The organism is Streptomyces sp. NPDC000878 (assembly GCF_053599695.1).
In genome coordinates, this window is record NZ_JBSFMT010000107.1 from 1 (window position 1) to 25,015 (window position 25,015).

Here is a 25,015-nt window from a genome sequence, read left to right on the forward strand (position 1 = left end):
GGGCGCCCGGTGTTCGCCGGGCGCCCCCTCCGCGTACGGACTTGGGGTGTTAGAGCTTCTCGATCACGTAGTCGATGCACTTCGTCAGTGCCTCGACGTCCGTCGGGTCGATCGCCGGGAACATCGCCACGCGGAGCTGGTTGCGGCCGAGCTTGCGGTAGGGCTCCGTGTCGACGATGCCGTTGGCGCGCAGGACCTTGGCGACGGCGGCGGCGTCGACCTCGTCCGTGAAGTCGATCGTGCCGATGACCTGCGAGCGCTTGGCCGGGTCGGTGACGAACGGCGTCGCGTGCTTGGAGTCCTCGGCCCAGCCGTACAGGGTGCGGGCGGAGGTGGCGGTGCGGCGGACCGCCCAGTCCAGGCCGCCCTGGCCGTTGATCCACTCCAGCTGCTCGTTGAGGAGGAACAGGGTGGCGAGGGCCGGGGTGTTGTACGTCTGGTTCTTGCGCGAGTTGTCGATCGCCGTGGGGAGACTGAAGAACTCCGGGATGTGGCGTCCGCTCGCGTGGATGCGCTCGGCGCGCTCGATCGCGGCCGGGGAGAACGCGGCGAGCCAGAGGCCGCCGTCCGCCGCGAAGGACTTCTGCGGGGCGAAGTAGTAGACGTCGGTCTCGGCGATGTCGACGGGCAGACCGCCGGCGCCGGACGTGGCGTCCACGAGGACGAGGGAGCCCTCGTCGGCACCCGGTACGCGCTTGATCGGGGCGGCGACACCGGTGGACGTCTCGTTGTGCGTGTACGCGTAGACGTCGACGCCCGCCTCGGCCTCCGGGTCCGGGTGGGTGCCCGGGTCGGAGGAGATGACGGTCGGGTCGGCGAGCCAGGGGGCGAGCTTGGCGGCCTTCGCGAACTTCGAGCTGAACTCACCGAAGGTGAGGTGCTGCGACTTGTTCTCGATCAGGCCGTGCGTCGCGACGTCCCAGAACGCGGTCGAGCCGCCGTTGCCGAGGACGACCTCGTAGCCCTCGGGGAGGGAGAACAGGTCCCGGATGCCCTCGCGCACCTTGCCGACCAGGTTCTTGACCGGGGCCTGGCGGTGGGAGGTACCGAGGAGGGAGCTACCGGTGGCGGCCAGCGCGTCCAGCGCCTCCGTCCGTACCTTGGAGGGGCCCGCGCCGAAGCGTCCGTCGGCGGGCTTGATGTCAGCGGGGATCTGGATGTCAGCCACGGGCGCGAGCCTATCGGCTCCGTGAAACGTGGGTGAAACGTCGTCCGTCGGATGAGACGCGCTCCGCGGGGTGGGGGTGGGTGGGGGTGCGCGTTGTGAGTTCCTCGCCCCCGCCGCCCCTACCCGTCCCATCCCTGGGGGCTGCGCCCCCAGACCCCCCTTGTCGCGCTAGAACGCGCTCGTCCTCAAGGATGAAAGAGGGGCCTACGTCGGTACGACGCCCAGTGCCGGTGTGGGGGTGAACCGGACCGGTAGTTCCACCAGGCCCCGTAGCCATGGGGACGGGCGGCGGGTCAGGGAGGTGGGTGGGATTGCCAGGTCGATGTCCGGGAGGCGGTCCAGGACGACCTCGATGCCGGTGCGGGCGATGACCTCCGCGACCTCCTGCGCCGGGAACGGGCACCGGTGTTCCCCGTGGCCGAAGGAGAAGTGGGCGTTGTTGCCGCCGGTGAGGGCGGAGCCGTCGGTGCGGACCTGGGGGTCGGAGTTGGCGCCCTGGAGGCCGAGGAGGAGCAGGTCGCCCGTACGGATGTGCCGGTCGCCGAGGCGGGTGTCGCGGGACGCCCAGCGGCCCGGCATGGTCTGCACGGGCGCGTCCTCCCACAGCACCTCGTTCATCGCCTCGGCGACACTGCTGCGCCCGCCGAAGAGGGACGCCGCGAACCGTTCGTCCGTGAGCATCAGCCGCAGCGAGTTGCCCATCCAGCCGGCGGTCGGTTCGTTCCCCGCCGCGATCATGATCATCAGGTCGTGGGCGATCTCCTCGTCCGTGAAGCCGTACGGGTTCGCGAGGAGACGTGAGACGACGTCGTCGGCGGGGCGGATCTTGCGGGACGCCAGCAACTGGCCCATCGCCATGACCAGATGACGCTGGCCCGCCGCGCCGGCCCCCTGCCCGTCGACCATGTCGGTCGCCGCGCCGACCAGCCCCGGCGCCTCCTCGTCGGTGAAGCCGAAGAGCCGCGCCATGACCCGTACGGGCAGCCGCATCGCGTACTCCTTGACGAGGTCCGCCTCGCCCCGGGCGCAGATCGCGTCGATCAGCTCGTCCGCGAACTGCTCGGTGTACGCCCGCAGTTCGACCGGATCGGCCTCCTCCAGCGCGCTGCCGATCATCGCGGCCCGCTCACGGTGACGTTCGCCGACCGTGTAGAGGATCGACGGCTGGCCGCGGCCGATCATCGGCAGGTGCGGCCAGTCCGCGGGGATCCTCTCCCACTGGTTCCACAGCTCCGAGTCCCGGCTGAACAGCACCGGATCGCCGGTGACTTGGTGCAGCTCGCGGTAGCCGAGCACCAGCCACGCCGGTACGTCCCCGTCGAGCAGCACCGGTGTCACCGGACCGTGCTCGCGCCGCATCTCCCGGTACAGCCGGTCGGGTTCGGTTCTGAACCGGGGGCCGTTGAGCGGCACATGGGCGCTCACAGGGGCAACTCCTCTTGACGTACGGGCACTTGACCATCGTACGAACCCGGGTCCGGACGCGAACTCCGGTAGCGGTGTTTCGCGTGTTCCACGAGGGCGATCAGTACCCGCTTGCTCGAACTCCGGGTGCGTGCGTCGCAGTTCACCAGCGGTACGTCGGGATCGAGGTCGAGCGCCTCGCGGATGGCCCCCGGGGCGAAGTCGGGGCCGCCGAAGTCGTTGCGGGCCACGACGAAGGGGGTGCCGTGCTGTTCGAGGCGGTCGATGGCGTACCAGGAGTCGTCGAGGCGGCGGGTGTCGACGAGGACGACCGCGCCGAGCGCGCCCGCGAACAGCCGGTCCCAGAGGAACCAGAAGCGTTCCTGGCCCGGCGCGCCGAACAGGTACAGCACGTTGTGCGCGTCGAGCGTGATGCGGCCGAAGTCGAAGGCGACGGTCGTCGCGTTCTTGTCGCGCACCGCGCTGACGTCGTCGAGGGCCTCGCCGGCCCGCGTCATCGTCTCCTCGGTACTGAGCGGACGTATCTCGCTGACCGAACGGACGAGCGTCGTCTTGCCGGCCCCGAAGCCGCCGACGACCACGATCTTCAGCCCGTTGTCGGCGGAGGCGCGGAGGGGCGGCCGTGGGGCGGGATCGCCCGCCGCTGCGGGGTCAGAGGTTGCGGAGTCCAACGAGCACCTGCTCCAGGATGTCGGGGTCGGTGACGGCGGTCCGGCGCGGATGGCGGGCGCTGACGCGGCCCGCGGCGAGCAGGTCGGAGAGCAGGACCCTCGTGATGCCCACCGGCAGCCGCAGCATCGCGGCGACCTCCACCACCGCCATGGGACGCTCGGTGAGCCGCAGGATCGCCGCGTGCTCCGACTGCATCCCCGGCGCCGGATCGCACTCGGCGACGACCAGTGTCACCAGGTCGAACGGACTGTCGGGCGCGGAGCGGCTGCGCCCTCCGGTGAGGGTGTAGAGGCGGTCCGGAGAATCGTCCCTCCCCGGGCGGTTGCCGCTACCGCCCCTACCGTTCCCCGGCTGTCCCGTCGGCTGTCCCGCCGTTCGGTTCATGCCGTACGGGGCTGGTCTGTTCGGGGCTGGGCACGCAGGTGGTCCCCGAGCTGCTCGACGAGTTCGCTCATGTTGTGGCCGACGAGCCCGGCGTCCGCGTCCTCGGCGGTGACCACGGCGAGGTGCGCGCCCTGGCCCGCCTCGACGATGAACAGCACGCCTCCGTAGAACTCCGTCATCGCGGTACGCACCCCTCCGCTGCCGTCCCCGAACTCCACGGACGCGCCGTGCGACAGCGACTGGATCCCGGCGGCGATCGCGGCGAGCTGGTCCGCCTGGTCGACGGACAGCTCCGGCGTACGACACAGCTTCAGGCCGTCCCGGGACAGCACGAGCGCGTGCCGGGCACCCGGGGTGCGCTCCAGCAGGCCCTCGATGAGCCAGGTCAGCTTCTCGTCGGCGGTCGTCGGGCCGGGGCCGAGGCCAGTGCCGGTGCCGGTCATCAGGTGAGGTCGCCTTCCGGGTGGGAGCTGGGGGAGATGGGAGGTGAGGGTGCGGCTTCCGTCGGGGGTGCGGGGGCTTGCATGGGTGCGGGTGCGGGTGTGGTGGTCGCGAGGGTCGATATTTCGCGGGACGGCTCCGGGTTCGTGCTGCCCTGGAGGGCCGCCTGGTCCGGGAGGGCGCCGCGCACGGCCTGCCGGAAACTCCCGAAACGTGCCACCCGCGCGCGCGTGTCCTCGGGATCGGGGTCGGAGTCGGGCGCCGCGAGCGGGACGGACCACCGCGACTCGTCGGCGCGTGCCGCTGCCCGGGCGCGCTCGGCCTCGGCGAAGGTACGGCCCCGGCGCCGCTTCGGCAGCACGGCGGGGGGTGCCTCTGAGGTCTGGTCCTCCGGGTGCACCGGTGCGTGCTCGGGGGACTCGTGGGTGGGTACGGGGTCGGGGTCCAGGTCACTGACGGCAGCGCGGGCGGCGGCGTACGACTGGTCCGCGCGGGACTGCTCCGCGTAGGACTGGTCTCCGTACGACGGGTCTCCTCCGTACGGTTGATCTCCTCCGTACGACGGGTCTGCTCCGTGCGACTGGTCTCCGTGCGGCTGCTCCGCGTACGGCTCCGGCGCGGAAGGTCCGTCCGTGTACGACCTCTCCGGGTACGAACCCTCCGTGGAGGACGTCTCCGGGTACGAGCCCTCCGTGGACGACGCCTCCAGGTACGAGCCCTCCGCGTACAACGCCTCCGCGGACGAGCCCTCCGCGTACGACGTCTCCGGGTACGGCCATTCCGGGTGGGCCTCTTCGGCGTACGACACCCGTGGATGCTGTTCCCGCTCCGCCTCGTCCTGCTCCTTGGAACGTGCCTCCCAGGGTTCACCGGGCGTCGGCACCGGGGCGGCGGGTGACTCCGGCGCCGGTGCCGGTGGCTGTGTCGCGCGTGTCGGCGGTGCCGGCATCGGCAGTGGCTCCGCGGTCACCGCGCCCCCGGCCAGGATGTCCTGCGGGATGAGCACCAGGACGCCGGTGCCGCCGCGTGCCGAGGGGCGGAAGGAGACCTTGAGGCCGTATTTGCGGGCCAGTCGGCCGACGACGGAGAGGCCGAGGCGGGTGCCGGTGAGGCCGCCGAGGCCTATGGCGTCGGCGTTCCTGCCTTTCCTCGCGTTGCTCGTGCCGCGCTCCCCGGGGCCGCCGGAGTCGCTGGGCTCCCCCCGCTGCCCGCGCTCCCCGTCCTCGCCGGAGACGGCCCGTTCGGCGCGGCGCAGCTGTACCTCGCTCATGACCAGGCCGCTGTCCTCGACGGACACGATGACCCCGGCGGGGACCTCCTCCACGTACACGTGGACCTCGGCGGTCGGCGGCGAGAAGTTCGCGGCGTTGTCGAGGAGTTCGGCGAGCGCGTGCATGACACCCTCGGCGGCGTGTCCGGCGACGGCGGCGGCGCTGGCGGAGTGCACGCGCACGCGCTGGTACCCGCTGATGCGGCCCATGGCGCCGCGCAGGATCGACTCCATGACGATCGGGCGGGCCCAGCGGCGGCCCGAGCGGGCGCCCGAGAGGACGGCGATCGAGTCGGCGAGACGGCCCGCCTGCGCGGTGCGGTGGTCGAGGTGGAGGAGGTCGGCGACGACGTCGTCGTCCGAGTGACGGTCCTCCATGGCGCGCAGGTCGGCGAGCGTGCCGGTGGCCAGCGCCTGCATACGGCCGGCCGCGTTGGCGGTGGCCGCGAGGGCCGCCGCGCGCTCCTGGTTGGCCCGGCGCAGCTCCTCGGCCAGGCGGGCGTTGTCCTCGGTGAGCAGGGTGATCTCGTACGCCTTCTCCTGCCGGAGGCGGGTGACCTCCTGGGTGGAGGCCTCGGTGAGGCGGGCGCGTTCGCGGGCGAGATCGGCGGACACGCGCGCGCGTTCCCGTTCCAGGTCGGCGGTGAGGCCGGCCCGTACCTGGTTCAGCTCCTCGGTGAGACGGGACCGGTCGTGCAGCAGGCGGCCGGCGTCGTCGATGACGCCCGCGAGCTGTTCGCGCAGCAGCCGGGCGGAGTGGATGCCACGGGCGGCCACGGCGACGGCCGCGCACAGCAGCAGCGCGGCGCCGGCCCCGCCGAGGGCGAGGGGTACGCGCGCCTCGTCCGGCGCCCGGGCGACCGCGCCGGCCACCGCGAGCGCGGCGAGCGCGGCGGTGAGCAGCGGAGCGGGCAGGAGGGCGCGGTAGGCGGGGCGTTCGCCGGGCTGGCGGGGCGCGGTCATCAAACGGTCCTCGGTCGGTTCCTAGGGTGGGTCCCCGGTCTGTTCCTGGGTCTGTTCCTCGGTCGGTTCCGTGCTGCTGTCATGTGCCATGGGCCATGGCACATGGCTCGTGGGCCTTGAGCTGTGGTTCGTGGTCCGTGGGGGTTCTGTGGGGTGCCTGTGCGATCAGTTCGATCGTTTTGTGAGCGAGAAGTGACTGATGGTGTTCAACTCGCCGTCACTATAGGGGAGTTAGTGATCGAATTTGCGGTGTTCCGGTTCGGTTCCCACAAACTGTGCACGTTTCCCTGGCCGTCCGGACGGTCACTGTCAGTGGTGGGATGCATGCTGGGGTCATGACGGATCTTCGGCCGCTGGAGGCGGAACTGCGCGGGGCCGTCCGGGGCGAGGTCGGTTTCGACACCACGTCCCGGGCGCTGGCCACCATGGACGCGTCGAACTACCGGCGCGTCCCGCTGGGCGTGGTCGCCCCGCACGACGCGGACGACGTGGCGGCGGCGCTGGCCGTCTGCCGGGCGCACGGAGTGCCGGTCGTCGCGCGCGGCGGGGGCACGTCGATCGCGGGCCAGGCGACGGGGACGGGTGTCGTCCTGGACTTCACGCGGCACATGAACCAACTCCTCTCCCTCAACCACGAGGAACGGACGGCGGTGGTTCAGCCTGGTCTGGTCCTGGACCGACTCCAGGAGGCCGCCGCCCCGCACGGTCTGCGCTTCGGCCCCGACCCGTCGACCCACGGCCGCTGCACGCTCGGCGGCATGATCGGCAACAACTCCTGCGGCGCGCACTCGGTCGCCTGGGGCACGACCGCGGACAGCGTGCGCGAGCTGACGGTGATCCGCGCGCGGGGCGACCGGCTCCGCCTGGGCCGGGACTGGGCGGGCGCCCCGGAGGGACTGCGGCAGCTGGCGGAGGGCGAGTTGGCCCGCCTGCGCACGGGCTTCCCGGACCTCCCGCGCCGCATCTCCGGGTACGCGCTGGACGCCCTCCTCCCCGAGAAGGGCGCGGACGTCGCCCGCTCGTTCTGCGGCTCGGAAGGCACCCTGGGCATCGTCACGGAGGCGGTCGTACGCCTGGTCGAGGCCCCCCGCGCGCGTGCGCTGGCCGTGCTGGCGTACGCCGACGAGAGCGCGGCGGCGGAAGCGGCGGCGGGCCTGCTGTCGTACGGCCCGCTGACGGTCGAGGGCATGGCCGCCGACCTGGTCCGCACCGCCACGGACCTCCCCCGGGGCGGCGCCTGGCTGTTCGTGGAGACGGGCGGCGCGGACCCGGCGGAGGCACGCGCGCGTGCGGAGGCGATCGTGCGCGCGGCGGACGTCATGGACTCCCTCGTCATGTCCGACCCGGCCGGCCAACGCGCCCTGTGGCGCATCCGCGAGGACGCGAGCGGCACGGCCACGCGGATGCCGGACGGCACGGAGGCCTGGCCCGGCTGGGAGGACTGCGCGGTACCGCCGCCCCGACTGGGCGCGTACCTGCGGGACTTCAGGAGCCTCCTCCGGCACCACGGCCTCCGAGGCACGCCGTACGGCCACTTCGGCGACGGCTGCATCCACGTACGCATCGACTTCGACCTGCTGACGGCGCCTGGCGTGGCCCGCTTCCGCCGCTTCTCGGAGGAACTGGCGGAGCTGGTGGTGGCACACGGAGGCTCCCTCTCGGGCGAACACGGCGACGGCCAGGCCCGCGCGGAACTGCTCCCCAAGATGTACGCCCCCGAGGTGATCGCCCTCTTCGAGCGCACGAAGGCCCTCTGGGACCCGGACGACCTCCTGAATCCCGGCATGCTGGTCCGCCCCGCCCGCCTGGACGAGAACCTCCGCTTCGCGGTCCTCCCGCGCGAGCCGGTGGACGTGGCCTTCGGATACCCGGCGGACGGCGGGAGCTTCTCGGCGGCGGTGAGCAGGTGTGTGGGGGTGGCCAAGTGCCGTACGCCTGTAATTGGTACCGGAGGCTCGGACGTGATGTGCCCGTCCTTCCGCGTGACGGGCGAGGAGGAGCACTCCACGCGCGGGCGGGCTCGGCTGCTGCACGAGATGCTCGCGGGCGAGGTGATCACCGACGGCTGGCGGTCGGAGGAGGTCCGCGACGCACTGGACCTGTGCCTCTCCTGCAAGGGCTGCCGCTCGGACTGCCCGGTCGAGGTCGACATGGCCACGTACAAGGCGGAGTTCCTCCACCACCACTGGTCCGGCCGACTGCGCCCGGCGGCGCACTACGCGATGGGCTGGCTGCCGGTGTGGCTGGGAGCGGTCGCGCGTACGCGCACGGCGCGGCTGGTCAACTCCCTGACTTCGGTGGGGGTGTTGGCGGCGCTGGCGAAGCGGCTGGGGGGAATCGCGCCCGAGCGGGAGATTCCGGTGGTGGCGGGGGAGACGTTCAGCAGGTGGTGGGGGAGGCGGCGGCGGAAGGCCGGACGTGACCGTGGGGGACGGGGGCCCGTGGTCGTGCTCTGGCCCGACACCTTCACGGAGCACTTGACGCCGTCGGTGGGGCAGGCGGCCGTACGGGTCCTGGAGGCGGCGGGCCTGGAGGTGCGGCTGCCCCGGCCCGCTCGCGCTCGGGTCTGCTGCGGCCTGACGTACGTCTCGACGGGCCAACTGGACCGGGCCCGCAAGGTATTGCGCCGCACGCTCGACATCATGGAACCGGTACTGGAGACAGGAACCCCGGTGATGGTCCTGGAACCGAGCTGCGCGGCGGCCCTCCGTACGGACCTGCCGGAGTTGCTCCCCGACGACCCACGCGCGCGACGCCTCGCGGACACGGTCCGCACCTTCGCGGAAACCCTGGAACACCACGCCCCCGACTGGACCCCGCCCCGCCTGGACCGCCCGGCAACGGGCCAGACGCACTGCCATCAGCACGCGGTACTGGGGGATGCAGCCGACCGCCGTCTGCGCGAGGCAGCGGGCCTGACGGGCGAACTGACGGGCGGTTGCTGCGGGTTGGCGGGCAACTTCGGCTTCGAGGAGGGCCACTACGAGGTGTCGGTGGCCTGCGCGGGGGAGCGGTTGCTACCGGCGGTACGGGAGGCGGGGGAAGGGGCGGTGGTACTGGCGGACGGGTTCTCGTGCCGGACGCAGCTTCAGCAGCTGGCGGGGGTGCGGGGGCGGCATTTGGCGGAGGTGCTGGCGGAGGGGTTGGAGGGGGACGGGACACGAGCGGGGAAGGGATGAGCATCCTGCTAATAAGGCCGCACCTTAAGGGCGTGCGTGGTCTTGATCGTTGATGTGACCGGGAGCCTGGCGATGTTGGCATTGCTGGCGAAGGACTGCCGTGACGGGTGATGGTGTCGGCGTCACCGATGGCTCATTCCTCAATTCTACCTCTGAACAGAATCGTTGATCGCATGATGTCTTATGCGAACGGACATGATGCGCACACGATGAAAGCTGGAGCGTCGTCCTCCGGGGTATGGGCGTATCCGGCGAACGTGTGGCATCAAGGGGGTATTTGGCATGGGGGTTTCCAATCCCATGGATAGCATCATTGACGCGTACTTCGAGCCCACCCTGCGCAAGCTCAGGCTGACCGTCCAGCAGATCAAGGCGCAGTCGCTCGCTCAACTGCAGACGTCGCTGGAGACGGTCAACACGGCGATCCAGCATGCGGATTCGTTCCCTGTGGCGAGGATGGAACTGGTCGCGAACGCTGGCAGGATCGTGAGTGTCCTCGCGGACAAGTCTGCCAATACGCACATGGAGATGGGAATCCTCCCCACGTTGCTGGAGCGGAAGAACCTGATCCTGGAACGGATCAACTCGCTGCGACCGGCTGAGCAGATCAAGGACTTCCGTCAGGAGGTCAACGCGAGCGTCACAGACCCCGAGACCCGCGGACACCTGCTGAAGGTGCTCGACGAGCACGCTGCCATGGAGAAGGAGCGCTCCGAGCGGATCGATCGGGAACGAGCCGAGGCCACCGCGGGGCTGGCGACCGAAGCCACGAATATGACGACAGCAGTTGCGTTCACTGAATTGAAGCACCGCACAGACTCTCTGGAGAAGCTGGCCGACAAGCTCGACAGTGAGCAGGTGACGAAGTTCGACGTCGTGACGATCACTTTCACCATCCTCGCCGCCGTCGGCGGGATGACTGGGGCAGTGGTCACGCTCATTAGGTGGGTGACCGGCTGAGCACCGCGGATGGGTCCGGTACCACGCGGCGAGCAAAGCTATTGACCGCGACGGTCGGTCCGTTTGGCACCAACCAGTTCAAGAACCGCTTGAGCGCAGCCCCATGGAAGAGTCACCCCGGCGCCACCGTGCTCGTAATTGTGGATAACAGGCACACCATCCTCGCGGCGATTCGACTCGACACACACCGCAGTCCGCGTCGGTCGCGCACCCACCCGGTGTTCGGTGATCCGGGCGTTCGCCGACGGGGGTTCGATCGCGGTACCGCCCACTTCGACCGTGCCGCCGTGCGGGTAGAACCACACGAGGTCGGGCGACATCCCGGTGTCCATCCGAGAAGAACTCCGTGACGCAGGGGTTCTCCACCACGACGTGTTGCCCGCGGATCGGACGGAGGGAGCGCGAGTCAGAGCAGGGTGACGACCGTGAGTGCGTCGGTTCCGGACAGTTGGACCATCGCGCGCAGGACGATGCCGAGGCGGCGGTCGTCCAGTTCCAGGACCAGGGACAGACTGGTCTGGTGGGGGCCCGCGAGTGACAGGATCATGTGTGCGAACGCGCGTTCCTCGTCGGTGAGATGGATGGTGCAGAGGCGTTGCGCGAAGCGTTCCCAGCCGCAGCCCACCGTGTCGTCGTGGGCCTTCACGACGAGCGCCGTACGGACCGTGTCGCGTGCCAGAAGGACTCCCTCCTCGACAAGCGCCCGCACGGCCACCCGATCCCGCAGGTTGGTCGCCGACCTCAGCAGCAACTCCCCGAGTGGAGGCGCGCCCTCCGCGAATTCGGATGAATCGGTCTCAGTACGTGTCGTCACCTGGATGCCTCCATGGGAAGTCGAGCGTCGCCATGGCCGAGTGCGGCGGCGAGCAGCAAGGGGTCGGTGAGTTGGCCGGAACCGTCCGGCCGCTCCAGCCACGTCCTGCCCTCAACCGCATGCAGGACTGGCGGGCAGTCGAGCACCCAGTCGGCCGGGTGCACGGTGATGATCCGGATGCTGTCCAACTCGTCGCCGACGGACGGCGGCAGTAGCCACCATCCGAGATCCACTTCCGGGTCGGCGAGGACCGGCCCCAGCCGCTGCCAGCCGATTCGCCGCATCGCGCGTACCGACTGGAGGAGCGGGGCCTGAGCGATCCGCCAGTGGACGCCCGACCGGATGGGGGCCAACTCCTCGTCGGCCCAGCGGCGGCATACGTCCGAGGGCTGGGTGGTGCAGGTCAGGAGCCAGTCCTGACCTGCCTGCCTGGTGGAGAGGGTGGGCTTTGCGGCCATGACCAGGACCGTAGGGAACCCGCTTGCGGGTGTGCTCCCCGATTACGCGCAATTGCGAATCCCCGTGCCGAGCGTGCGGATGATTGCTTACGGGAGGCCCAGGGAAGCCCTCGCCCGGCCGATCAGGTGGCGGGCCGACGGACCGTACTCCGCGGACTCGTCGAGCCAGTCCCAGGCTCGCTCGTACAGCTTGATGTCCTCTTCGCCGGTGAGCCACAGCTCTTCGCTGATCGTCTCGACGACGACCAACCGCCGGTCGTAGATCCAGAAGGCGTGCGGTGCCGTGCGACGCAGCTGCGCACCGAACGGGAGGATGCCCAGCTCGATCCGGCGCTGACCGACGAGGTTGTACAACCGGTCGAGCTGCTCGGCCATCACATCCGCCGAGCACGCGCGGTGGTAGAGGGCGGCCTCACAGAGGAGGAACCTGAATGTCTTCTCCGGGTCGTACAGCGCCTCCTGGCGGCGCATACGGGTCTCGACGGCGGCCTCGGTCGTCGGTGGGATGCCGCGGAACTCGGCGCTGAAGTCAAAAATGGCGCGCGCGTACTCGGGGGTCTGGAACAGCCCCGGGATCCGTGACACTTCAAGACCCCGGATCATCGTCGTCGTGTCGGTCTGTCGGACGGCGATTTCCTGGCGTCCTCGGTGCCCGCCGGCCAACTGACCCCGCCAGGACCTGTGGCGCTGCTTCGTCTCCAGACCGGCGAGCAGGCCGTGAAGCTCAGCCTCGAGGTCCGGTCGGCCGGTGGCCCGTGCCCAGCCGGTGAGGTCCTCGAGGGTCGGCGTCTGCTTGCCGTTCTGGATGCGGGAGACCTTCGAGGGCGGCCAACCGAGCTTGGCGGCAAGCCCTTTGCCTTCCAGGCCAGCCTCGACGCGCAGTTCGCGCAGTCGCCCGCCGAGGGCCTCCCTGGCGGTCTGGTAGTCCGTGCTCACCCGGTGGAACGTACCCGTACCCGCCTGACGAACTCTTCGGTACGGACAGCGTGGTGCCAGGCCGCGTCCCGGGCCTGGCAGGCGGCGAGGACCTCGGCCGGGTCCTCGGTGACGTACACGCCCAGTGTGGTGTCTTCGTCGTCGAAGGCGAAGCGGGCGAGGACCTTGGAGTCGAACAGCCAGAAGTCGTGGTCAGGCAGCCGCAGTTCCTTGGCCCGGGCGCGGGTGAGGTTGCGGATGTCCTCGCCCGCCGCGACGTTGCCGAGGCCTGTCGCCAGCAGGAAACGCTGGCCTTCGGTCGGCGGGTCGTCGACGAGCCGGACACGCTCGAACCGCTTGCCCGCCTCGGTCTGGGCGCGCACGTTCGTATGCCACGGGCTGTCGGGATTGAAGCCGAAGGACTTTCCGCGCTGGAACTCCGACCAGTTGGGGCTGCTGCGGTCCGAGGCGTAGCCGGTCCTGGTCTCCAGCCGCCATGCGCTGTGCCTGAACTCGCGGAACAGGTGGGAGATCGAGCAGAACGGCTGCAACTCGGGGGCCTTGCTCCTGGGCGCGTAGCGAGTCAGCAGGCTGCGCGGGACCCGGACGAACTCCTCGGACTCCTTGATGTCACGGAGCTGAGCGACGTGCCCCGGGTCGGTCTCTCGCTCCCCCTGGACGAGGATCTCGTCCGTGCCCTCGATCTCGTAGAGCGTGGGGCAGTCGCCGTCCTCGCTGGTCGTTCCGATGAGCCTGAGCGTCATGTGGCCCTCCGTCTTTGCTGGTTGAAGGTCCAGGATGCGTGGGGGTGGCGGGCCGGTGCTCGCGGATTGCGCGGGATTGCTCCCAGGATTGGGAGTACGCCCGATTGTGCGCAAGCGAAGGTTCCGTGCCACACGCGGATTGCTGCGCGAGCAGGGAGGGGGCCGGACACTCGCGGCTCCCTCCCTTCACCTCACCTCCCGCTCAGTTCAGCCGGTTCAAGCGCTGCCCCCGGCTCTCGGCCACTCGCAGCGCATCCCGGAGGGCTTCTGACAACCGCTCGGCGAGGAAGCGGAGTTCGCCGCGTGGAGTGCCCGGGAGCAGTTCACGGGCGTGGGCGAGGAGTTCGGCGCCCATGCCGAGCTGGACGGACTCCGTCGCGTCGGCCAGACGGGACACGGGCCCGCCGTGCTCGTCGGTGATCAGGTAACAGGGCTTGCCCTCCTGGCCGGTCCAGGGCAACAGGCGGGGGCCGTACTGCGACTCGGGTTCCACCTCCATCAGGCGACCTCCACCCCGTGGATCCAGTACGGGCCGGGCATGTCCAACCTGAGGGTGGCCATCGCCAACTCCCTTCGCCGCTGACGCTGTTCATGGGCGGTGAGGTACGGACGTACGGACCTGGTGGCGGTGCCGTCGAGCGGGGTGTCCGCGTCCAGGCCGTACGGGCTGCGGTGGGCGGGGAGTGGAGTTCGGCTCGGGGGCGGCGCGGGGGGTGTGAGGAGGACGGGCGGGGGTGTGCGGTGGTGTGTGCCGCGTGGGGTGAGCAGGAGGCCCACCCACGTGATGAGGCGGCCGATAGGGTCGCTCATGTCACCAGCTCCTGTCTGGGTTCAGCTGGTGGCCGTGCCCCCGGACGGTTGCTCCCGTTGCGGGGGTCTTCACGGCCTGTATTCGCGGTCTACCGGAGTCTACTGCGGTCGCGCGGTCTACCGCGGCGTTTTAGCGTCGACCGCATGACCTCCGAGCTTGACCGAACCCGACCCGTCTGGCGCCAGGTCGCCGCGATCATCACGGCTCGTATCGCCGATGGTGATTACCCGGTGGGTACTCGTGTGCCCTCCGTCGTCGAACTGTCTGCCGAGTTCGGCATCGCGAGTTCCACCGCTCAGAAAGCGCTGGCCCACCTCAAGTCGGAGGGGCTGATCCGCGCCGAGGTCGGCCTCGGCTCCTTCGTCGCCGAGCGCTCCGAGGGATGATCGGTCGGCTGCCCCTCGACGAACAACTCGGCGCCCTGCGCGAGGTGTTGTCCCGCAACGAGGTGCTGGTGGAGATCCTGGCTCGTGCCGCGACGCTGGATCTGTCCCGGTGGTACCTGACCGCCGGCTGTCTGTTCCAGACCGTGTGGAACGTCGTCACGGACAGGCCGCCGACCCACGGGATCAAGGACTACGACATCTTCTACTTCGACGACGGTGATCTGTCGTGGGAGGCGGAGGACAGGGCGATCCAAGCCGGGCGGGAGGTCTTCGCCGACCTGCCCGCCGAGGTCGAGATCCGCAACGAGGCCCGGGTGCACCTCTGGTACGAGGAGAAGTTCGGTGTGCCGTGCCCGCCGTACGCGTCCACCGAGGCGGCGATCGACAGCTTCGCGGCGACGACGTGCTGTCTTGGCGTACGTCTGGAACGGGATGGGCGGTGGCGTGTGTACGCGCCGCACGGACTGTCGGATGTCTTCAACCTCGTCGTCCGGCCCAACCCGGTGCTTGCTCCTCGGAGTGTCTATGAGGCGAAGGCGGCACGGTGGCGGGAGCAGTGGCCCGAGCTGACCGTGCTGGACCGGCCCAGGTCGGGTGGGTCGCGGGGCGGTACGGAGTTGATCTCCTAGGGTGGTGGGCCTCGCCTGATCAAGGAGCCCTGCTCGTGTCACTCCGTATTCGGTCCATCAGCCGTGCCGAGCATCTGGCCTTTGTTGCGGGTCGGCCCTCCGCCAGTCATATGCAGGTGCCCTCCTGGGGTGATGTGAAGCCCGACTGGCGGGCGGAGAGCCTGGGTTGGTTCGACGATGGGGACGGTGGGCGGCTCGTGGGGGCGGGGCTGGTGCTGTACCGGCCGTTGCCCAAGCTCAAGCGGTACCTCGCCTATCTGCCCGAGGGGCCGTTGATCGACTGGGCGGCGCCGGATCTTGAGCGGTGGCTGGCGCCGATGGCCGCGTATCTGAAGGGCCAGGGTGCCTTCTCCGTCAAGATGGGGCCGCCCGTCGTCGTACGCCGGTGGACGGCCGACGCGGTGAAGGCGGCGATCGCCGATCCCGCGGCGCGGCGACTGCGCGACGCCGAGGCCACCTCGTACGAACCGCACGCCTTCGACGTTGCCGACCGGCTGCGACGGTTGGGCTGGCAGCAGAGCGAACCGGGTGGAGAGGATGGTGGGTTCGCTGCCGGGCAGCCTCGGTACGTTTTCCAAGTGCCGTTCGCCGGGCGGTCGTTGGAGGAGGTTCACCGCGGGCTCAACCAGCAGTGGCGGCGCAACATCAAGAAGGCCGAGAAGGCGGGCGTGCAGGTGGTCCGGGGGTCTTATGAGGATCTGCCTGCCTTTTACTCCCTCTACACCGAGACGGCCGAGCGTGATCGGTTCATTCCGCGTCCGCTGCCCTATTTCCAGCGCATGTGGAGCGCGCTGACCGCCGAACACCCCGACCGTATGCGCCTCTACCTCGCCCAGCACGAGGGTGAGGTGCTCGCCGCGGCCACGATGCTCACCGTCGGCGAGCACGTCTGGTACTCGTACGGGGCCTCTACGAGCCGTCGGCGCGAGGTCCAGCCCAACAACGCCATGCAGTGGCGCATGATGGCCGACGCCCATGAGCTGGGCGCCGCCGTGTACGACCTGCGCGGCATTACGGACACCCTGGAGGATTCCAACCACCTGCTTGGCCTGCTGCGTTTCAAGGTCGGTACGGGTGGGGAGGCCGCCGAGTATCTGGGGGAGTGGGATCTGCCCCTCAACCGGCTGCTTCACAAGGCGCTGGATATGTACATGTCCCGCCGCTGACCGCAGAGTGAGGGGCGCCGGAGCACAGGCCGGGGCGCGTCGGGTGTACACGGGTTCGTATGCTCTTCCTGGTCCATTACTCTGGACGGTAAAGTGCACCGTATTGTACGGAGATCGCGCGTAAATCCTGGGAAGGCCCTGTGAAGATGCCCAGCGCTGAGCGTCTGCCCTCGTGGGCCGCCGTGGTCGGACCGGTTGCGTCCGGTTCGACTCTGCCTTCTGTCAATCTGCCCGCTGTCGTCGTGCCCACCACCCCTGGGGGATCTCGGGGGCGGCATCGGGGGGCGCGTAAGGGGTGGGGGACCCTCGGGGCTGTCGGGCTTGTGCTGTCCGGGGGGATATCCGTGCAGTTCGGCGGGGCGCTGGCCGTCACTCTGCTGCCCCGGGCGGGGGCCTTCGGCATCGTGACGCTGCGGCTGCTGGCCGCCGCCCTGATCATGATGCTGGTCTGCCGGCCCAAGGTGCGCGGGTACTCGCGGGGCGACTGGGGAGTGGTCCTGCTGTTCGGGCTCACCATGGCCGCCATGAACGGGCTGTTCTACCAGGCCATCGGGCGGATTCCGCTCGGGCCCGCCGTCACCTTGGAGGTGCTCGGGCCACTAGTGCTGTCCGTCATCGCCTCCAGGCGTGCCCTCAATCTCGCCTGGGCCGGGCTCGCCCTCGCCGGTGTGTTCCTGCTCGGCGGAGGCGGCTTCGACACCCTTGATCCCGTAGGGGTCGCCTACGCCCTTGGCGCCGGTGCCATGTGGGCGGCGTACATCATCCTTAGCTCCCGTACGGGACGACGGTTCCCGCAGGCCGACGGGCTGGCGCTCGCCATGGTCGTCGCCGCGGTGGCGTTTCTGCCCCTGGGCGTCGTCGAGTCGGGCGGGAAACTGCTCGACCCGACCACCGTGGCCCTGGGTGCGGCGGTGGGCGTGCTGTCGTCCGTACTGCCGTACACCCTCGAACTTCTTGCCCTGCGGCGCCTGCCCTCCTCCACCTTCGCGGTCATGATGAGCCTGGAGCCCGCCGTGGCCGCGCTCGCCGGTTTCCTGATCCTGCACCAGACCCTCTCCGCCCCCGAGGCCCTCGCCATCTCCCTGGTCATCGTGGCGAGCATGGGGGCGGTGCGGACACAGGTGCGTCGGAAGCAGGTCCCGGTCGTGGTGGGCGGGGAGTCTGCTGAATCGTCCCAAGTTCCCAAGAGGCCACTGGAGTTGGAGGCCTAAGGAGCGCTGGGCAGAGTCACCTCATGCGGTCGGTTCGCGGTGCCGGCACCGCGAACAGGTGGAGTTGCAGGGCCAGCGTGGCGTAGTAGCCGACGAGGGTGGAGAGTTCGAAGAGGGTGCGTTCGCCGAGGGTGGTGCGGGCCTGCTCGTACTGCTCGTCGGTCAGTGTGCCGCCGTCGCGGATCAGGGTTCGGGTGAGTTCCCAGGCCGCGTGCTCCACTGGGTCCGTCAGACGCGGGTCACCGCCCTCGCGCAGGGCCCGTAGTTCGGGTTCTGTCAGGCCGACGGCCGCGCCTACCCGTTCGTGGGCGTACCGCTCGAAGGCGCTGTCCCAGGACGCGGCCACCACCAGGATCGCGATCTCCCTTGTACGAGGGCAGAGTTGGGAGGCGTACCGGATCGCGGCGCCCAGGTCCTGGAGGGCCCTGCCCAGGGCCGGGCTCAGCAGCATCGCGTTGAACGGGCCGTGCAGGCGTCCCTCCGGGTCGGTGAGGGCGAAGCGCTGAGGGCCCTTCGCGCGGGGTCCGCCGGTGATCGTCTCGTACAACTCGCGTTGCGAGACAGTCAGTTCTGAGAGTGGGAAGGGGGACAGGCGCGGGCTCCTCATCGGGATCGGATCTCCTCGGCCAGTGAGGTCAGGTCCTCGTCCGTTGCCAGGCGGTTCTCCGTGCTCATCAACTCGCGTGCCCTGCCGAGGAGTTCATTCACCTGGGTGGGGGTGAGGTCGTCGATGCCCAGGGTCGTCAGGCGGTCGGTCAGGGTGTAGGGGCCGCTGTCCGGGGTGAAGGGGATCTCGCGTTCGTTGCCGACCAGGGTGGGTTCCAGGCAGTTGTGCAGGAGGGGGTCGATCTCCGTCTCCTGGGTGATGAGGTCCATGCCGCCCCAGCAGAAGGCGTGCGTGCCGGTCACCGGGTGATTCCAGGCCGTCCGGTAGCCCGTCAACTCCTGCGCTGTGCAGGCCAGTTGGGTCAGACGCTCGGTCCGGATTCCGGTGTGTACGCCGTACAGCGCCTCGAAAGCCAGCGCGGTGGCGGCCAGGTCGGCGTTGCCGGGGCCGCCGCAGTAGCCGTTGACCGACAGTTCGACGGCGGTGGCGCCTGCCTTGACGGCGGCCACCGCGCAACCGACCGCCAGGCCGAAGGTGTTGTGCGGATGCAGGCCGACCTCGACGTCCGGGGCCAGTTCGCGCGTACGGCGGACCAGATGGCCGTACGCCTCCGGGCTCAGCGCGCCCGGGCCGTCGAACAGGGTCAGTTCGGTGGCCCCGGCCGCGGCGAGCGCGGTGACCGACTCCGTGTGGCTCTCCTCGGTGGCGTACGAGACCATCAGCAGCGGGACGATCACGTCCAGGCCGGCGGCTCGTGCGTGCTGGATGAGGCCAACTGACTTGTCCAGTACGGCCGTTCGGTCGCGCGGTGTTTGCGGGTGCCGCCACTCCTCGCCCCGCCAGGCGGCGGCGTAGATCGCCGGTTGGTAGATCAGGGACGTCTCGCCGAAGCCCTGCACCCAGACCTGTACGGCGTCGTAACCGGCCGCCGCCGCACGGTCGATGTCCTCCGGCGAGCGCATCAGCGGGCAGACGAGCCGGCAGTCCGGATTCTCGCCCTTCGCCAGGCCCACCTCGGCCTTCAGCGCGTCGTCGTCCCGTCCGGCCAGTCCGGCGGTGACGACCTCCGGGACCCCGGTGCCCACCAACTGCCTTAGGAACTCCGCCTTTTCGGCCGCAGAGGCCGTGACGCCCGGCAGGGTCTCCATCGAGCGCAGGGTGGCGTCCCGCAGCCGTACGGACGTGGGCAGTGAACCGACCACGTCCGTACGGCGGTTGAGCGGGCTCACCGACCAGCGGCCGGGCTCGTACGCACCCGGCGCCCGGCGCGCGCCCAGCTCGGCGCGGAAGCGGGCGACCTCCTCGGGGGTGAACACGGGCGGCTTCTGCATCAGCGTCCTCCGGAAACGGGACTGGTTCTCACTGTCCAACCAACTCTCCAACCAACTCTCCATCCAACGCTCTATCCAACTCCCCATCCAGCCCTCTGTCGACACCCTTGGCAATAGTCCTGCCTGTCACCGCTCACAGGTGCCTCGATGTTTACTTTCTGTCGACACTTGGCTAAGACTGTCGGCAGGTTCCGAGGTCGACCCGGGGAGACTCCTGTGATCCAAGACGCGTCAGACGCCCGCCCCGACAGGCCGGGGGGAGCGCCGCCGGGGCGGCTCGCCGGGAAGGTCGCCGTCGTCAGCGGTGCCGGCAGTGTGGGGCCTGGCTGGGGCAACGGCCGTGCGACCGCCGTGATCTTCGCCCGTGAGGGCGCGACCGTGTACCTGACCGACCGGGACAAGGAAGCGCTGGACGTCACCGCGCAGCAGATCCGCGAGGAGGGCGGCACCGTCCGTACCCACCTGCTGGACGTCACCGAACCGGCCGCCGTCCAGGCCTGCTTCGAGGAGGTCGAACGCCTCGCGGGCCGTATCGACATCCTCGTCAACAACGTCGGCGGGTCACGGGCCGGTGGTGCGGTCGAGCTGAGCCTGGAGGGCTGGGACGGTCAGCTGCGCACCAACCTCACCAGCGCCTTTCTCGCCTGCAAGTACGTCATCCCGGTGATGCGGCGCGGCGGCGGGGGTGCCATCGTCAACACCGCCTCCTGCTCCGGGCTGCGCTGGACCGGTGCCGCGCAGGTCGGGTACGCGTCGGCCAAGGCCGCGGTCATCCAGCTGTCCCGGGTCACCGCCGTGCAGTACGGGCCGGAGGGCATCCGCGTGAACACCGTCGTCCCGGGGCAGTTGCACACCCCGATGGTCGAGGCGCGTCTCGCCGGGCAGCGCGCGGGCGGGGACGTGGAGAAGCTGCTCGCCCAGCGGCAGGCCCGGATCCCGCTCGGCTTCATGGGCGACGGCCGCGACACGGCGTACGCGGCACTGTTCCTGGCGTCCGACGAGGCGCGGTTCGTCACCGGCACGGAGATCGTGGTCGACGGTGGAATGACGGCCCGCTGTGACTGAGCCCACCGTCCAACCGGCGCCTGCCGTACCGCCCGTGTCCACAGTTCAGCAGCTGTCGGCACTTCAGCACGTGCCCGCCGCCCAGGCCGCCGTGCCGTCCGCCGCGCACCCCGACACCCCGGCGCCCTCTCCCGGCTGTCCGCCCCCGCACCCCGCCCCGCGCACCCCCGACCTCCGTCTCCCGCCCGACAGTTGCGATGCCCACTGCCACATCTTCGGGCCCGCCGACGTCTTCCCGTACGCACCCGAGCGCACCTTCACGCCGTACGACGCCCCCAAGGAGCAACTGCACGCCCTGCACCGGCACTTGGGGCTCACCCGGGCCGTGGTCGTGCAGTCCTCCTGTCATGGGTACGACCACCGGGTGCTGTTGGACGCCCTGGCCGCCGGGGCGGGGCGGCTGCGCGGGGTGGCCCTGGTCGGTGAGCGGACGAGCCGTGCCGAGGTCGAGGAGCTGCACCGGGCCGGCGTACGGGCCTTCCGGCTCAACTTCCTTCCCCATCTGCGGACTCCGCCGACCCGGGCCGAGATCGACGCGATCCTCGAACGTGTCGAGGGGCTCGGCTGGGCGGCCCAACTCCATGTGCGGGGCGAGGAGATCGCCGTACTGGAGAGCCTCGTACGGACCCTGCCGGGACGTGTGGTCGTCGATCACATCGGCCGGGTCGACCTCGCCGCCGGACGTGACGGACCGGCGCTGCGCAGTCTGCGCGCGCTCCTCGACACCGGGCAGGTGTGGGTCAAGGTCAGTGGTGTCGACCGGGTCTCGCGGCAGGGGCCGCCGTACGCCGACGCCGTCGACCTCGCAGCGTCCCTGGTCGCCCACGCGCCCGAGCGGGTGGTGTGGGGGACCGACTATCCGCACGTCAACATCGTCGGCGACGCCCCGGACGACGGGCTGCTCGTGGACCTCGTCGAGCGGATCGCCCCGGACCCGGCGCACCTGAGACGCCTGATGGTCGACAACCCGGCGGAGCTGTACGACTTCCCCGCCTGATTAGTGTCGGCAGATACACAGAATCTTTGAGTGTCGAACCCCTTGAAGGCAAAAAGTGTCGACAGTACTGTCCCGATTCCTACCTTCGTGAGGAAGAGCCGTTCCATGCAGACTTCGCAGACCTCGCAGACTTCGAGAAACCCCGGCCGTCGCGCCGTTCTCGCCGCCACCGCCTGTGCCGTCGTCCTGTCCATGGCCACCGCGTGCGGTGGGGAGGCCGCGACCGCGACCACCGCGGACGGCAAGCCGAAGATCACCGTCCTGCGGTCCAACGGCGCGATCTTCGAGCCGCTCTACATCGCCGAGCAGCAGGGCTACTTCAAGGATGCGGGACTCGACGTCACCATCAAGGCGGGCGCGCAGGACACCTCGCAGAACGCGCCCTCCGTCCTCAACGGCGAGGCCCAGTTCGCGATGACCGACAGCTCCGGTTTCCTCAAGGGCGCCGCCCAGGACATGCCGATCCGCATCGTGACGGGCCTGCAGTCCGCGACGACGAAGACCGATCCGACCGACGGTCTGCTGGTGAAGAAGGACAGCGAGATCACGTCGTTCGCCGATCTCGAAGGCAGGACGGTCGGTATCTCGGCGCTCGGCGGGACCATCCAGTTCATCTGCGAGTACCTCGTGCAGAAGGACGGCGGCGATCCGTCGAAGGTCAAGTTCGTCGCCCTGCCCACGACTTCACTCACCGACGCCGCCACCTCCGGCAAGACGGACGCGGTCTTCTCCTTCGGCCCGTTCTACTTCGCCGCGAAGGACAGCGGGCTGCGCTCCATCGGCAACGGCATGAACGACCTGCCCGGCATGATCCAGGGCGTGCTCTTCTCCAGCGAGGAGTACCTGTCCGCGAACGCGGCCACCGCGAAGAAGTTCATCGAGGCCGTCGCCAAGGCGATCACCTACGCCAACGCCAACCCCGAAGCGGTCAAGGCGATCGACAAGAAGTACACCGAGGTGCCGGACGAGTTCATCGACGCGCACGACACCAACTTCTACGACAAGAACCTCGACACGACGGTCATGCGCAAGGTGATCACCAAGATGCACGAGTTCGACCTGCTCGACAAGGAGCCGACGGACGACGCCGTGTACTGGGACCAGGCGCCGACCGTCACCGGCGAGGAGTAACACGATGGCGAGCAGTCCGACGGGGAGCAGCCCGATGAAGGGCAGCCTGATGGGGAGTAGCTCCACCGGAAGAGTACGACTGCTGCAACTCGGCGCCCTGGCCGCCGTGTTGGCGCTGTGGGCGCTCATCGCGGCGGTGGGCGTGGTGAGTTCGACCGCGTTGCCCGGACCGGCCTCCGTCGCCGCCGCGTTCGGGGACCTCGTCGGCAGCGGCACGTTCTGGCAGGCCGTCGGCGACACCCTGCGCGGCGCGGTGACCGGGCTGGTCGTGGCCGTCGCCGTGGGGATCCCGGTGGGCCTGGTGACCGGGGTGTACGCGGCGGCCGAGGAGTCCTCACGGCTGCTGACGGAGATCCTGCGGTCGTTCCCGGTGATCGCCCTGCTGCCGGTGTTCCTGCTGGTTCTCGGCTCAACTCCGGGGATGAAAGCGACAGTTGTCTTCATCGCCTGCGTCTTCCCGGTGCTGCTCCAGGCCCAGTACGGCGCCCGCAGCGTGACTCCTGCGGTGCACGAGACCGTACGGTCCTACCGCGTCCCCCGCCTGCTGCGGTTCCGGCGCGTGATCCTGCCGGGCGCGGTGCCGTCGATCATGACGGGGCTGCGGCTGGCCGCGACCACCTCCGTGCTGGTCGCGATCGGCGTCGAGGTGCTGACGACGCTGCCCGGCATCGGGCACATGATCATGGAGTCGCAGCAGGCGGGGGTCTCGGCGCGGGCGTACGCCTACATCCTCACCGCCGGTGCCATCGGGTACGCGATCACCATGCTGGCGCAACTCGCCGAGCAGCGCTTGCTGCGCTGGCGACCGCCCACGCACCCGGGAGGGGAGTAGTGCCATGAATCCGACAGGGACCGCACGGACGGCTTGGACCTTCTGGAAGCCGGCGCTGCGCCAACTGTGGCTGCCTGCCCTCGTGTTCGGCGTCCTTCTGGTCTCCACCGCCGGCAGCACCAGCTTCTACTTCCCGCCGCTGACGGAAGTCCTCGACGTGCTCTGGACCGAACTGCTGCACGGCGGACTGGTCGGAGACCTGTGGTTCAGCCTCCGCAACATCGTCCTCGGCCTGGCCCTCGCCACGGTCGTCGGCGTCGGGGCGGGCCTCGTCATCGGCGAGGTGCGCACCCTGCGCCTGGCCACCGGCCCGCTGCTCGACTTCGCTCGCGCGACCCCGACCGTCGGGTTCGTGCCGGTCATCATCCTCACCCTGGGGATCGGCTCCGGGCCCAAGATCTTCCTGATCTTCCTGGGGTCCGTGTGGCCGATCCTTCTCAACACGGTCAGCGGGGTGCAGGCGATCGGCCCGGCGGTGCACGAGACCGCGCGCGGCTACCGCATCCCCTGGGCGCTGCGGATGCGTCGGGTCGTGCTGCCCGGCGCGCTGCCGCAGATCCTGGCCGGCATCAGGGTCGCGCTGTCGATCGCCGTCGTGCTGATGGTGGTCAGCGAGATCTACGGATCGCCCATCGGCCTGGGCAACTTCATCCTGCAGAGCGGGTCGAGCTTCCACGTCGCCGAGACCTGGGCGGGCACGATCCTGATCGGCGTCCTCGGCTACGTACTGAGCGTGCTGCTCCTGCTCGTCGAACACGCCCTGCTGGGCTGGTACCACCAGCGGGCGCCGCGCGCACGACGGGCCGTACGTCCGCCAACTCCCCCTACGCAGCTGACCTCCACGGAACGCGCCACGAGTAACGGAGTCGTCGTATGACACGCGGATCCAGCCTGCACGTCGAGGGCGTCGGTATGAGTTTCGGGCGGGGTGCGCAGGAGCATCGGGTGCTGGGCGGGCTGTCGTTGCGGGTGGATCCGGGGGAGGTGGTGTGCATCGTCGGGCCGTCGGGTGCGGGCAAGACGACGCTGCTGCGCTGCCTGGCCGGGCTGACTCCGCCGACCCAGGGTGCGGTGCGTTACGGGGAGTTGCCGTTGACGGCGCCGCATGCGGACATCGCGGTGGTCTCGCAGGACTACCGGGGTTCGTTGCTGCCGTGGATGCGGGTGTGGGACAACGTGGCTTTCCCGCTTCAGGGGCGGGGGGTGAAGAAGGCGGCACGTCGGCAGCGCGCCCTGGAGTGTCTGGAGGCGGTCGGGCTGGCGGACGTCGGCGAGAAGTATCCCTGGCAGCTGTCGGGCGGGATGCAGCAGCGGGTGGCGATCGCGCGGGGGCTGGCGTACGACGCGCCGGTGCTGCTGATGGACGAGCCGTTCGGGTCGGTCGACGCCCAGTCCCGTTTCGACCTGGAGGATCTGACCCTGGAGCTGCGCCGGCG

General features: G+C 69.9%; 26 protein-coding genes. 12 read left to right on the forward strand and 14 right to left on the reverse strand.

Translation table 11 applies throughout. The annotated features are described in order from the left end of the window. Positions 1–49 precede the first annotated feature (49 nt). From serC to ACWDR4_RS46330, 6 genes are all read right to left on the reverse strand, one after another. The gene (gene serC, locus ACWDR4_RS46305) at positions 50–1,168 is read right to left on the reverse strand and encodes a phosphoserine transaminase (RefSeq protein WP_450417747.1); all 1,119 of its coding nucleotides are present in this window, start codon (positions 1,166–1,168) and stop codon (positions 50–52) included. A 204-nt stretch (positions 1,169–1,372) separates the two neighbouring features. Further along, positions 1,373–2,593, reverse strand: a complete 1,221-nt coding sequence (locus ACWDR4_RS46310; protein WP_450417748.1) for a cytochrome P450 — start codon at positions 2,591–2,593, stop codon at positions 1,373–1,375. Then, positions 2,590–3,264 carry a GTP-binding protein gene (locus tag ACWDR4_RS46315; protein ID WP_450417750.1) on the reverse strand — a complete coding sequence of 225 codons (675 nt, stop codon included), beginning with the start codon at positions 3,262–3,264 and terminating at the stop codon, positions 2,590–2,592. Before ACWDR4_RS46315 ends, ACWDR4_RS46310 begins: the two co-directional genes overlap by 4 nt. Next, on the reverse strand, positions 3,245–3,649 hold the full coding sequence (locus ACWDR4_RS46320) for a DUF742 domain-containing protein (RefSeq protein WP_450417752.1): 405 nt from the start codon (positions 3,647–3,649) through the stop codon (positions 3,245–3,247). Before ACWDR4_RS46320 ends, ACWDR4_RS46315 begins: the two co-directional genes overlap by 20 nt. Then, entirely contained in the window at positions 3,646–4,092 is a 447-nt protein-coding gene (locus tag ACWDR4_RS46325; RefSeq protein ID WP_450417754.1) for a roadblock/LC7 domain-containing protein, read from the reverse strand. Before ACWDR4_RS46325 ends, ACWDR4_RS46320 begins: the two co-directional genes overlap by 4 nt. Beyond that, positions 4,092–6,323 (reverse strand): ATP-binding protein, encoded by a 2,232-nt coding sequence (locus tag ACWDR4_RS46330; protein ID WP_450417756.1) that lies wholly within the window; start codon positions 6,321–6,323, stop codon positions 4,092–4,094. The genes ACWDR4_RS46325 and ACWDR4_RS46330 overlap by 1 nt, the downstream gene beginning before the upstream one ends. A gap of 335 nt (positions 6,324–6,658) precedes the next feature. Between ACWDR4_RS46330 and ACWDR4_RS46335 the strand changes: the two genes are divergently transcribed. Together ACWDR4_RS46335 and ACWDR4_RS46340 are read left to right on the forward strand one after the other, a co-directional pair. After that, positions 6,659–9,502 carry an FAD-binding and (Fe-S)-binding domain-containing protein gene (locus ACWDR4_RS46335; protein WP_450417757.1) on the forward strand — a complete coding sequence of 948 codons (2,844 nt, stop codon included), beginning with the start codon at positions 6,659–6,661 and terminating at the stop codon, positions 9,500–9,502. Between the two features lie 282 nt (positions 9,503–9,784). Beyond that, on the forward strand, positions 9,785–10,462 hold the full coding sequence (locus ACWDR4_RS46340) for a hypothetical protein (protein WP_450417758.1): 678 nt from the start codon (positions 9,785–9,787) through the stop codon (positions 10,460–10,462). 406 nt (positions 10,463–10,868) lie between these two features. Here ACWDR4_RS46340 and ACWDR4_RS46345 read toward each other — a convergent pair whose 3' ends face one another. The 6 genes from ACWDR4_RS46345 to ACWDR4_RS46370 form a co-directional block, all read right to left on the reverse strand. Beyond that, entirely contained in the window at positions 10,869–11,276 is a 408-nt protein-coding gene (locus ACWDR4_RS46345) for a hypothetical protein (protein ID WP_450417760.1), read from the reverse strand. Continuing rightward, a complete protein-coding gene (locus ACWDR4_RS46350; RefSeq protein ID WP_450417762.1) occupies positions 11,273–11,734 on the reverse strand; it encodes a hypothetical protein in 462 nt (153 codons plus the stop codon). The genes ACWDR4_RS46345 and ACWDR4_RS46350 overlap by 4 nt, the downstream gene beginning before the upstream one ends. A gap of 87 nt (positions 11,735–11,821) precedes the next feature. After that, positions 11,822–12,670: a helix-turn-helix domain-containing protein gene (locus ACWDR4_RS46355; RefSeq protein ID WP_450417764.1), complete on the reverse strand. Its 849-nt coding sequence runs from the start codon at positions 12,668–12,670 to the stop codon at positions 11,822–11,824. After that, positions 12,667–13,413 carry a DUF6879 family protein gene (locus tag ACWDR4_RS46360; protein WP_450417766.1) on the reverse strand — a complete coding sequence of 249 codons (747 nt, stop codon included), beginning with the start codon at positions 13,411–13,413 and terminating at the stop codon, positions 12,667–12,669. Before ACWDR4_RS46360 ends, ACWDR4_RS46355 begins: the two co-directional genes overlap by 4 nt. A gap of 202 nt (positions 13,414–13,615) precedes the next feature. Beyond that, on the reverse strand, positions 13,616–13,912 hold the full coding sequence (locus ACWDR4_RS46365; RefSeq protein ID WP_450417768.1) for a hypothetical protein: 297 nt from the start codon (positions 13,910–13,912) through the stop codon (positions 13,616–13,618). After that, positions 13,912–14,223, reverse strand: coding sequence for a hypothetical protein (locus ACWDR4_RS46370; protein ID WP_450417770.1), 312 nt, complete (start codon positions 14,221–14,223; stop codon positions 13,912–13,914). The genes ACWDR4_RS46365 and ACWDR4_RS46370 overlap by 1 nt, the downstream gene beginning before the upstream one ends. Positions 14,224–14,367: 144 nt before the next feature. On the opposite strand from ACWDR4_RS46370, the gene ACWDR4_RS46375 reads away from it, so the two are divergent. From ACWDR4_RS46375 to ACWDR4_RS46390, 4 genes are all read left to right on the forward strand, one after another. Beyond that, positions 14,368–14,610, forward strand: a complete 243-nt coding sequence (locus tag ACWDR4_RS46375) for a GntR family transcriptional regulator (RefSeq protein ID WP_450417772.1) — start codon at positions 14,368–14,370, stop codon at positions 14,608–14,610. Beyond that, complete coding sequence (locus ACWDR4_RS46380) at positions 14,607–15,239, forward strand: nucleotidyltransferase family protein (protein WP_450417774.1); 633 nt, start codon at positions 14,607–14,609, stop codon at positions 15,237–15,239. The genes ACWDR4_RS46375 and ACWDR4_RS46380 overlap by 4 nt, the downstream gene beginning before the upstream one ends. 35 nt (positions 15,240–15,274) lie before the next feature. Then, positions 15,275–16,405, forward strand: coding sequence for a lipid II:glycine glycyltransferase FemX (locus ACWDR4_RS46385; protein ID WP_450417776.1), 1,131 nt, complete (start codon positions 15,275–15,277; stop codon positions 16,403–16,405). Between the two features lie 146 nt (positions 16,406–16,551). After that, a complete protein-coding gene (locus ACWDR4_RS46390; RefSeq protein ID WP_450417778.1) occupies positions 16,552–17,616 on the forward strand; it encodes an EamA family transporter in 1,065 nt (354 codons plus the stop codon). 16 nt (positions 17,617–17,632) lie between these two features. On the opposite strand, the gene ACWDR4_RS46395 is transcribed toward ACWDR4_RS46390, so the two are convergent. Together ACWDR4_RS46395 and ACWDR4_RS46400 are read right to left on the reverse strand one after the other, a co-directional pair. After that, entirely contained in the window at positions 17,633–18,223 is a 591-nt protein-coding gene (locus ACWDR4_RS46395) for a carboxymuconolactone decarboxylase family protein (protein WP_450417780.1), read from the reverse strand. Next, a complete protein-coding gene (locus ACWDR4_RS46400) occupies positions 18,220–19,554 on the reverse strand; it encodes a hypothetical protein (protein ID WP_450417782.1) in 1,335 nt (444 codons plus the stop codon). The genes ACWDR4_RS46395 and ACWDR4_RS46400 overlap by 4 nt, the downstream gene beginning before the upstream one ends. A gap of 216 nt (positions 19,555–19,770) precedes the next feature. Between ACWDR4_RS46400 and ACWDR4_RS46405 the strand changes: the two genes are divergently transcribed. From ACWDR4_RS46405 to ACWDR4_RS46430, 6 genes are all read left to right on the forward strand, one after another. Continuing rightward, complete coding sequence (locus tag ACWDR4_RS46405) at positions 19,771–20,619, forward strand: SDR family NAD(P)-dependent oxidoreductase (RefSeq protein WP_450417784.1); 849 nt, start codon at positions 19,771–19,773, stop codon at positions 20,617–20,619. 34 nt (positions 20,620–20,653) lie between these two features. After that, complete coding sequence (locus tag ACWDR4_RS46410) at positions 20,654–21,616, forward strand: amidohydrolase family protein (RefSeq protein ID WP_450417786.1); 963 nt, start codon at positions 20,654–20,656, stop codon at positions 21,614–21,616. Positions 21,617–21,721: 105 nt separating this feature from the next. Next, positions 21,722–22,747: an ABC transporter substrate-binding protein gene (locus tag ACWDR4_RS46415; RefSeq protein ID WP_450417788.1), complete on the forward strand. Its 1,026-nt coding sequence runs from the start codon at positions 21,722–21,724 to the stop codon at positions 22,745–22,747. A gap of 4 nt (positions 22,748–22,751) precedes the next feature. After that, a complete protein-coding gene (locus ACWDR4_RS46420; RefSeq protein WP_450417790.1) occupies positions 22,752–23,579 on the forward strand; it encodes an ABC transporter permease in 828 nt (275 codons plus the stop codon). Between the two features lie 4 nt (positions 23,580–23,583). Next, positions 23,584–24,456, forward strand: a complete 873-nt coding sequence (locus ACWDR4_RS46425; RefSeq protein ID WP_450417792.1) for an ABC transporter permease — start codon at positions 23,584–23,586, stop codon at positions 24,454–24,456. Further along, positions 24,453–25,015, forward strand: a 563-nt coding sequence (locus ACWDR4_RS46430) for an ABC transporter ATP-binding protein (RefSeq protein ID WP_450417794.1), incomplete at its 3' end; no start/stop codon positions are given. The genes ACWDR4_RS46425 and ACWDR4_RS46430, both read left to right, overlap by 4 nt.

Coding starts and splice junctions, on each gene's coding strand:
- ACWDR4_RS46395 (WP_450417780.1), bottom strand. CDS start 18,223: ATGAGGAGCCCGCGCCTGTCCCCCTTCCCACTCTCAGAACTGACTGTC.
- ACWDR4_RS46415 (WP_450417788.1), top strand. CDS start 21,722: ATGCAGACTTCGCAGACCTCGCAGACTTCGAGAAACCCCGGCCGTCGC.
- ACWDR4_RS46380 (WP_450417774.1), top strand. CDS start 14,607: ATGATCGGTCGGCTGCCCCTCGACGAACAACTCGGCGCCCTGCGCGAG.
- ACWDR4_RS46370 (WP_450417770.1), bottom strand. CDS start 14,223: ATGAGCGACCCTATCGGCCGCCTCATCACGTGGGTGGGCCTCCTGCTC.
- ACWDR4_RS46350 (WP_450417762.1), bottom strand. CDS start 11,734: ATGGCCGCAAAGCCCACCCTCTCCACCAGGCAGGCAGGTCAGGACTGG.
- ACWDR4_RS46365 (WP_450417768.1), bottom strand. CDS start 13,912: ATGGAGGTGGAACCCGAGTCGCAGTACGGCCCCCGCCTGTTGCCCTGG.
- ACWDR4_RS46390 (WP_450417778.1), top strand. CDS start 16,552: ATGCCCAGCGCTGAGCGTCTGCCCTCGTGGGCCGCCGTGGTCGGACCG.
- ACWDR4_RS46320 (WP_450417752.1), bottom strand. CDS start 3,649: ATGAACCGAACGGCGGGACAGCCGACGGGACAGCCGGGGAACGGTAGG.
- ACWDR4_RS46340 (WP_450417758.1), top strand. CDS start 9,785: ATGGGGGTTTCCAATCCCATGGATAGCATCATTGACGCGTACTTCGAG.
- ACWDR4_RS46360 (WP_450417766.1), bottom strand. CDS start 13,413: ATGACGCTCAGGCTCATCGGAACGACCAGCGAGGACGGCGACTGCCCC.
- ACWDR4_RS46335 (WP_450417757.1), top strand. CDS start 6,659: ATGACGGATCTTCGGCCGCTGGAGGCGGAACTGCGCGGGGCCGTCCGG.
- ACWDR4_RS46325 (WP_450417754.1), bottom strand. CDS start 4,092: ATGACCGGCACCGGCACTGGCCTCGGCCCCGGCCCGACGACCGCCGAC.
- ACWDR4_RS46400 (WP_450417782.1), bottom strand. CDS start 19,554: ATGCAGAAGCCGCCCGTGTTCACCCCCGAGGAGGTCGCCCGCTTCCGC.
- ACWDR4_RS46375 (WP_450417772.1), top strand. CDS start 14,368: ATGACCTCCGAGCTTGACCGAACCCGACCCGTCTGGCGCCAGGTCGCC.
- ACWDR4_RS46425 (WP_450417792.1), top strand. CDS start 23,584: ATGAATCCGACAGGGACCGCACGGACGGCTTGGACCTTCTGGAAGCCG.
- ACWDR4_RS46330 (WP_450417756.1), bottom strand. CDS start 6,323: ATGACCGCGCCCCGCCAGCCCGGCGAACGCCCCGCCTACCGCGCCCTC.
- ACWDR4_RS46420 (WP_450417790.1), top strand. CDS start 22,752: ATGGCGAGCAGTCCGACGGGGAGCAGCCCGATGAAGGGCAGCCTGATG.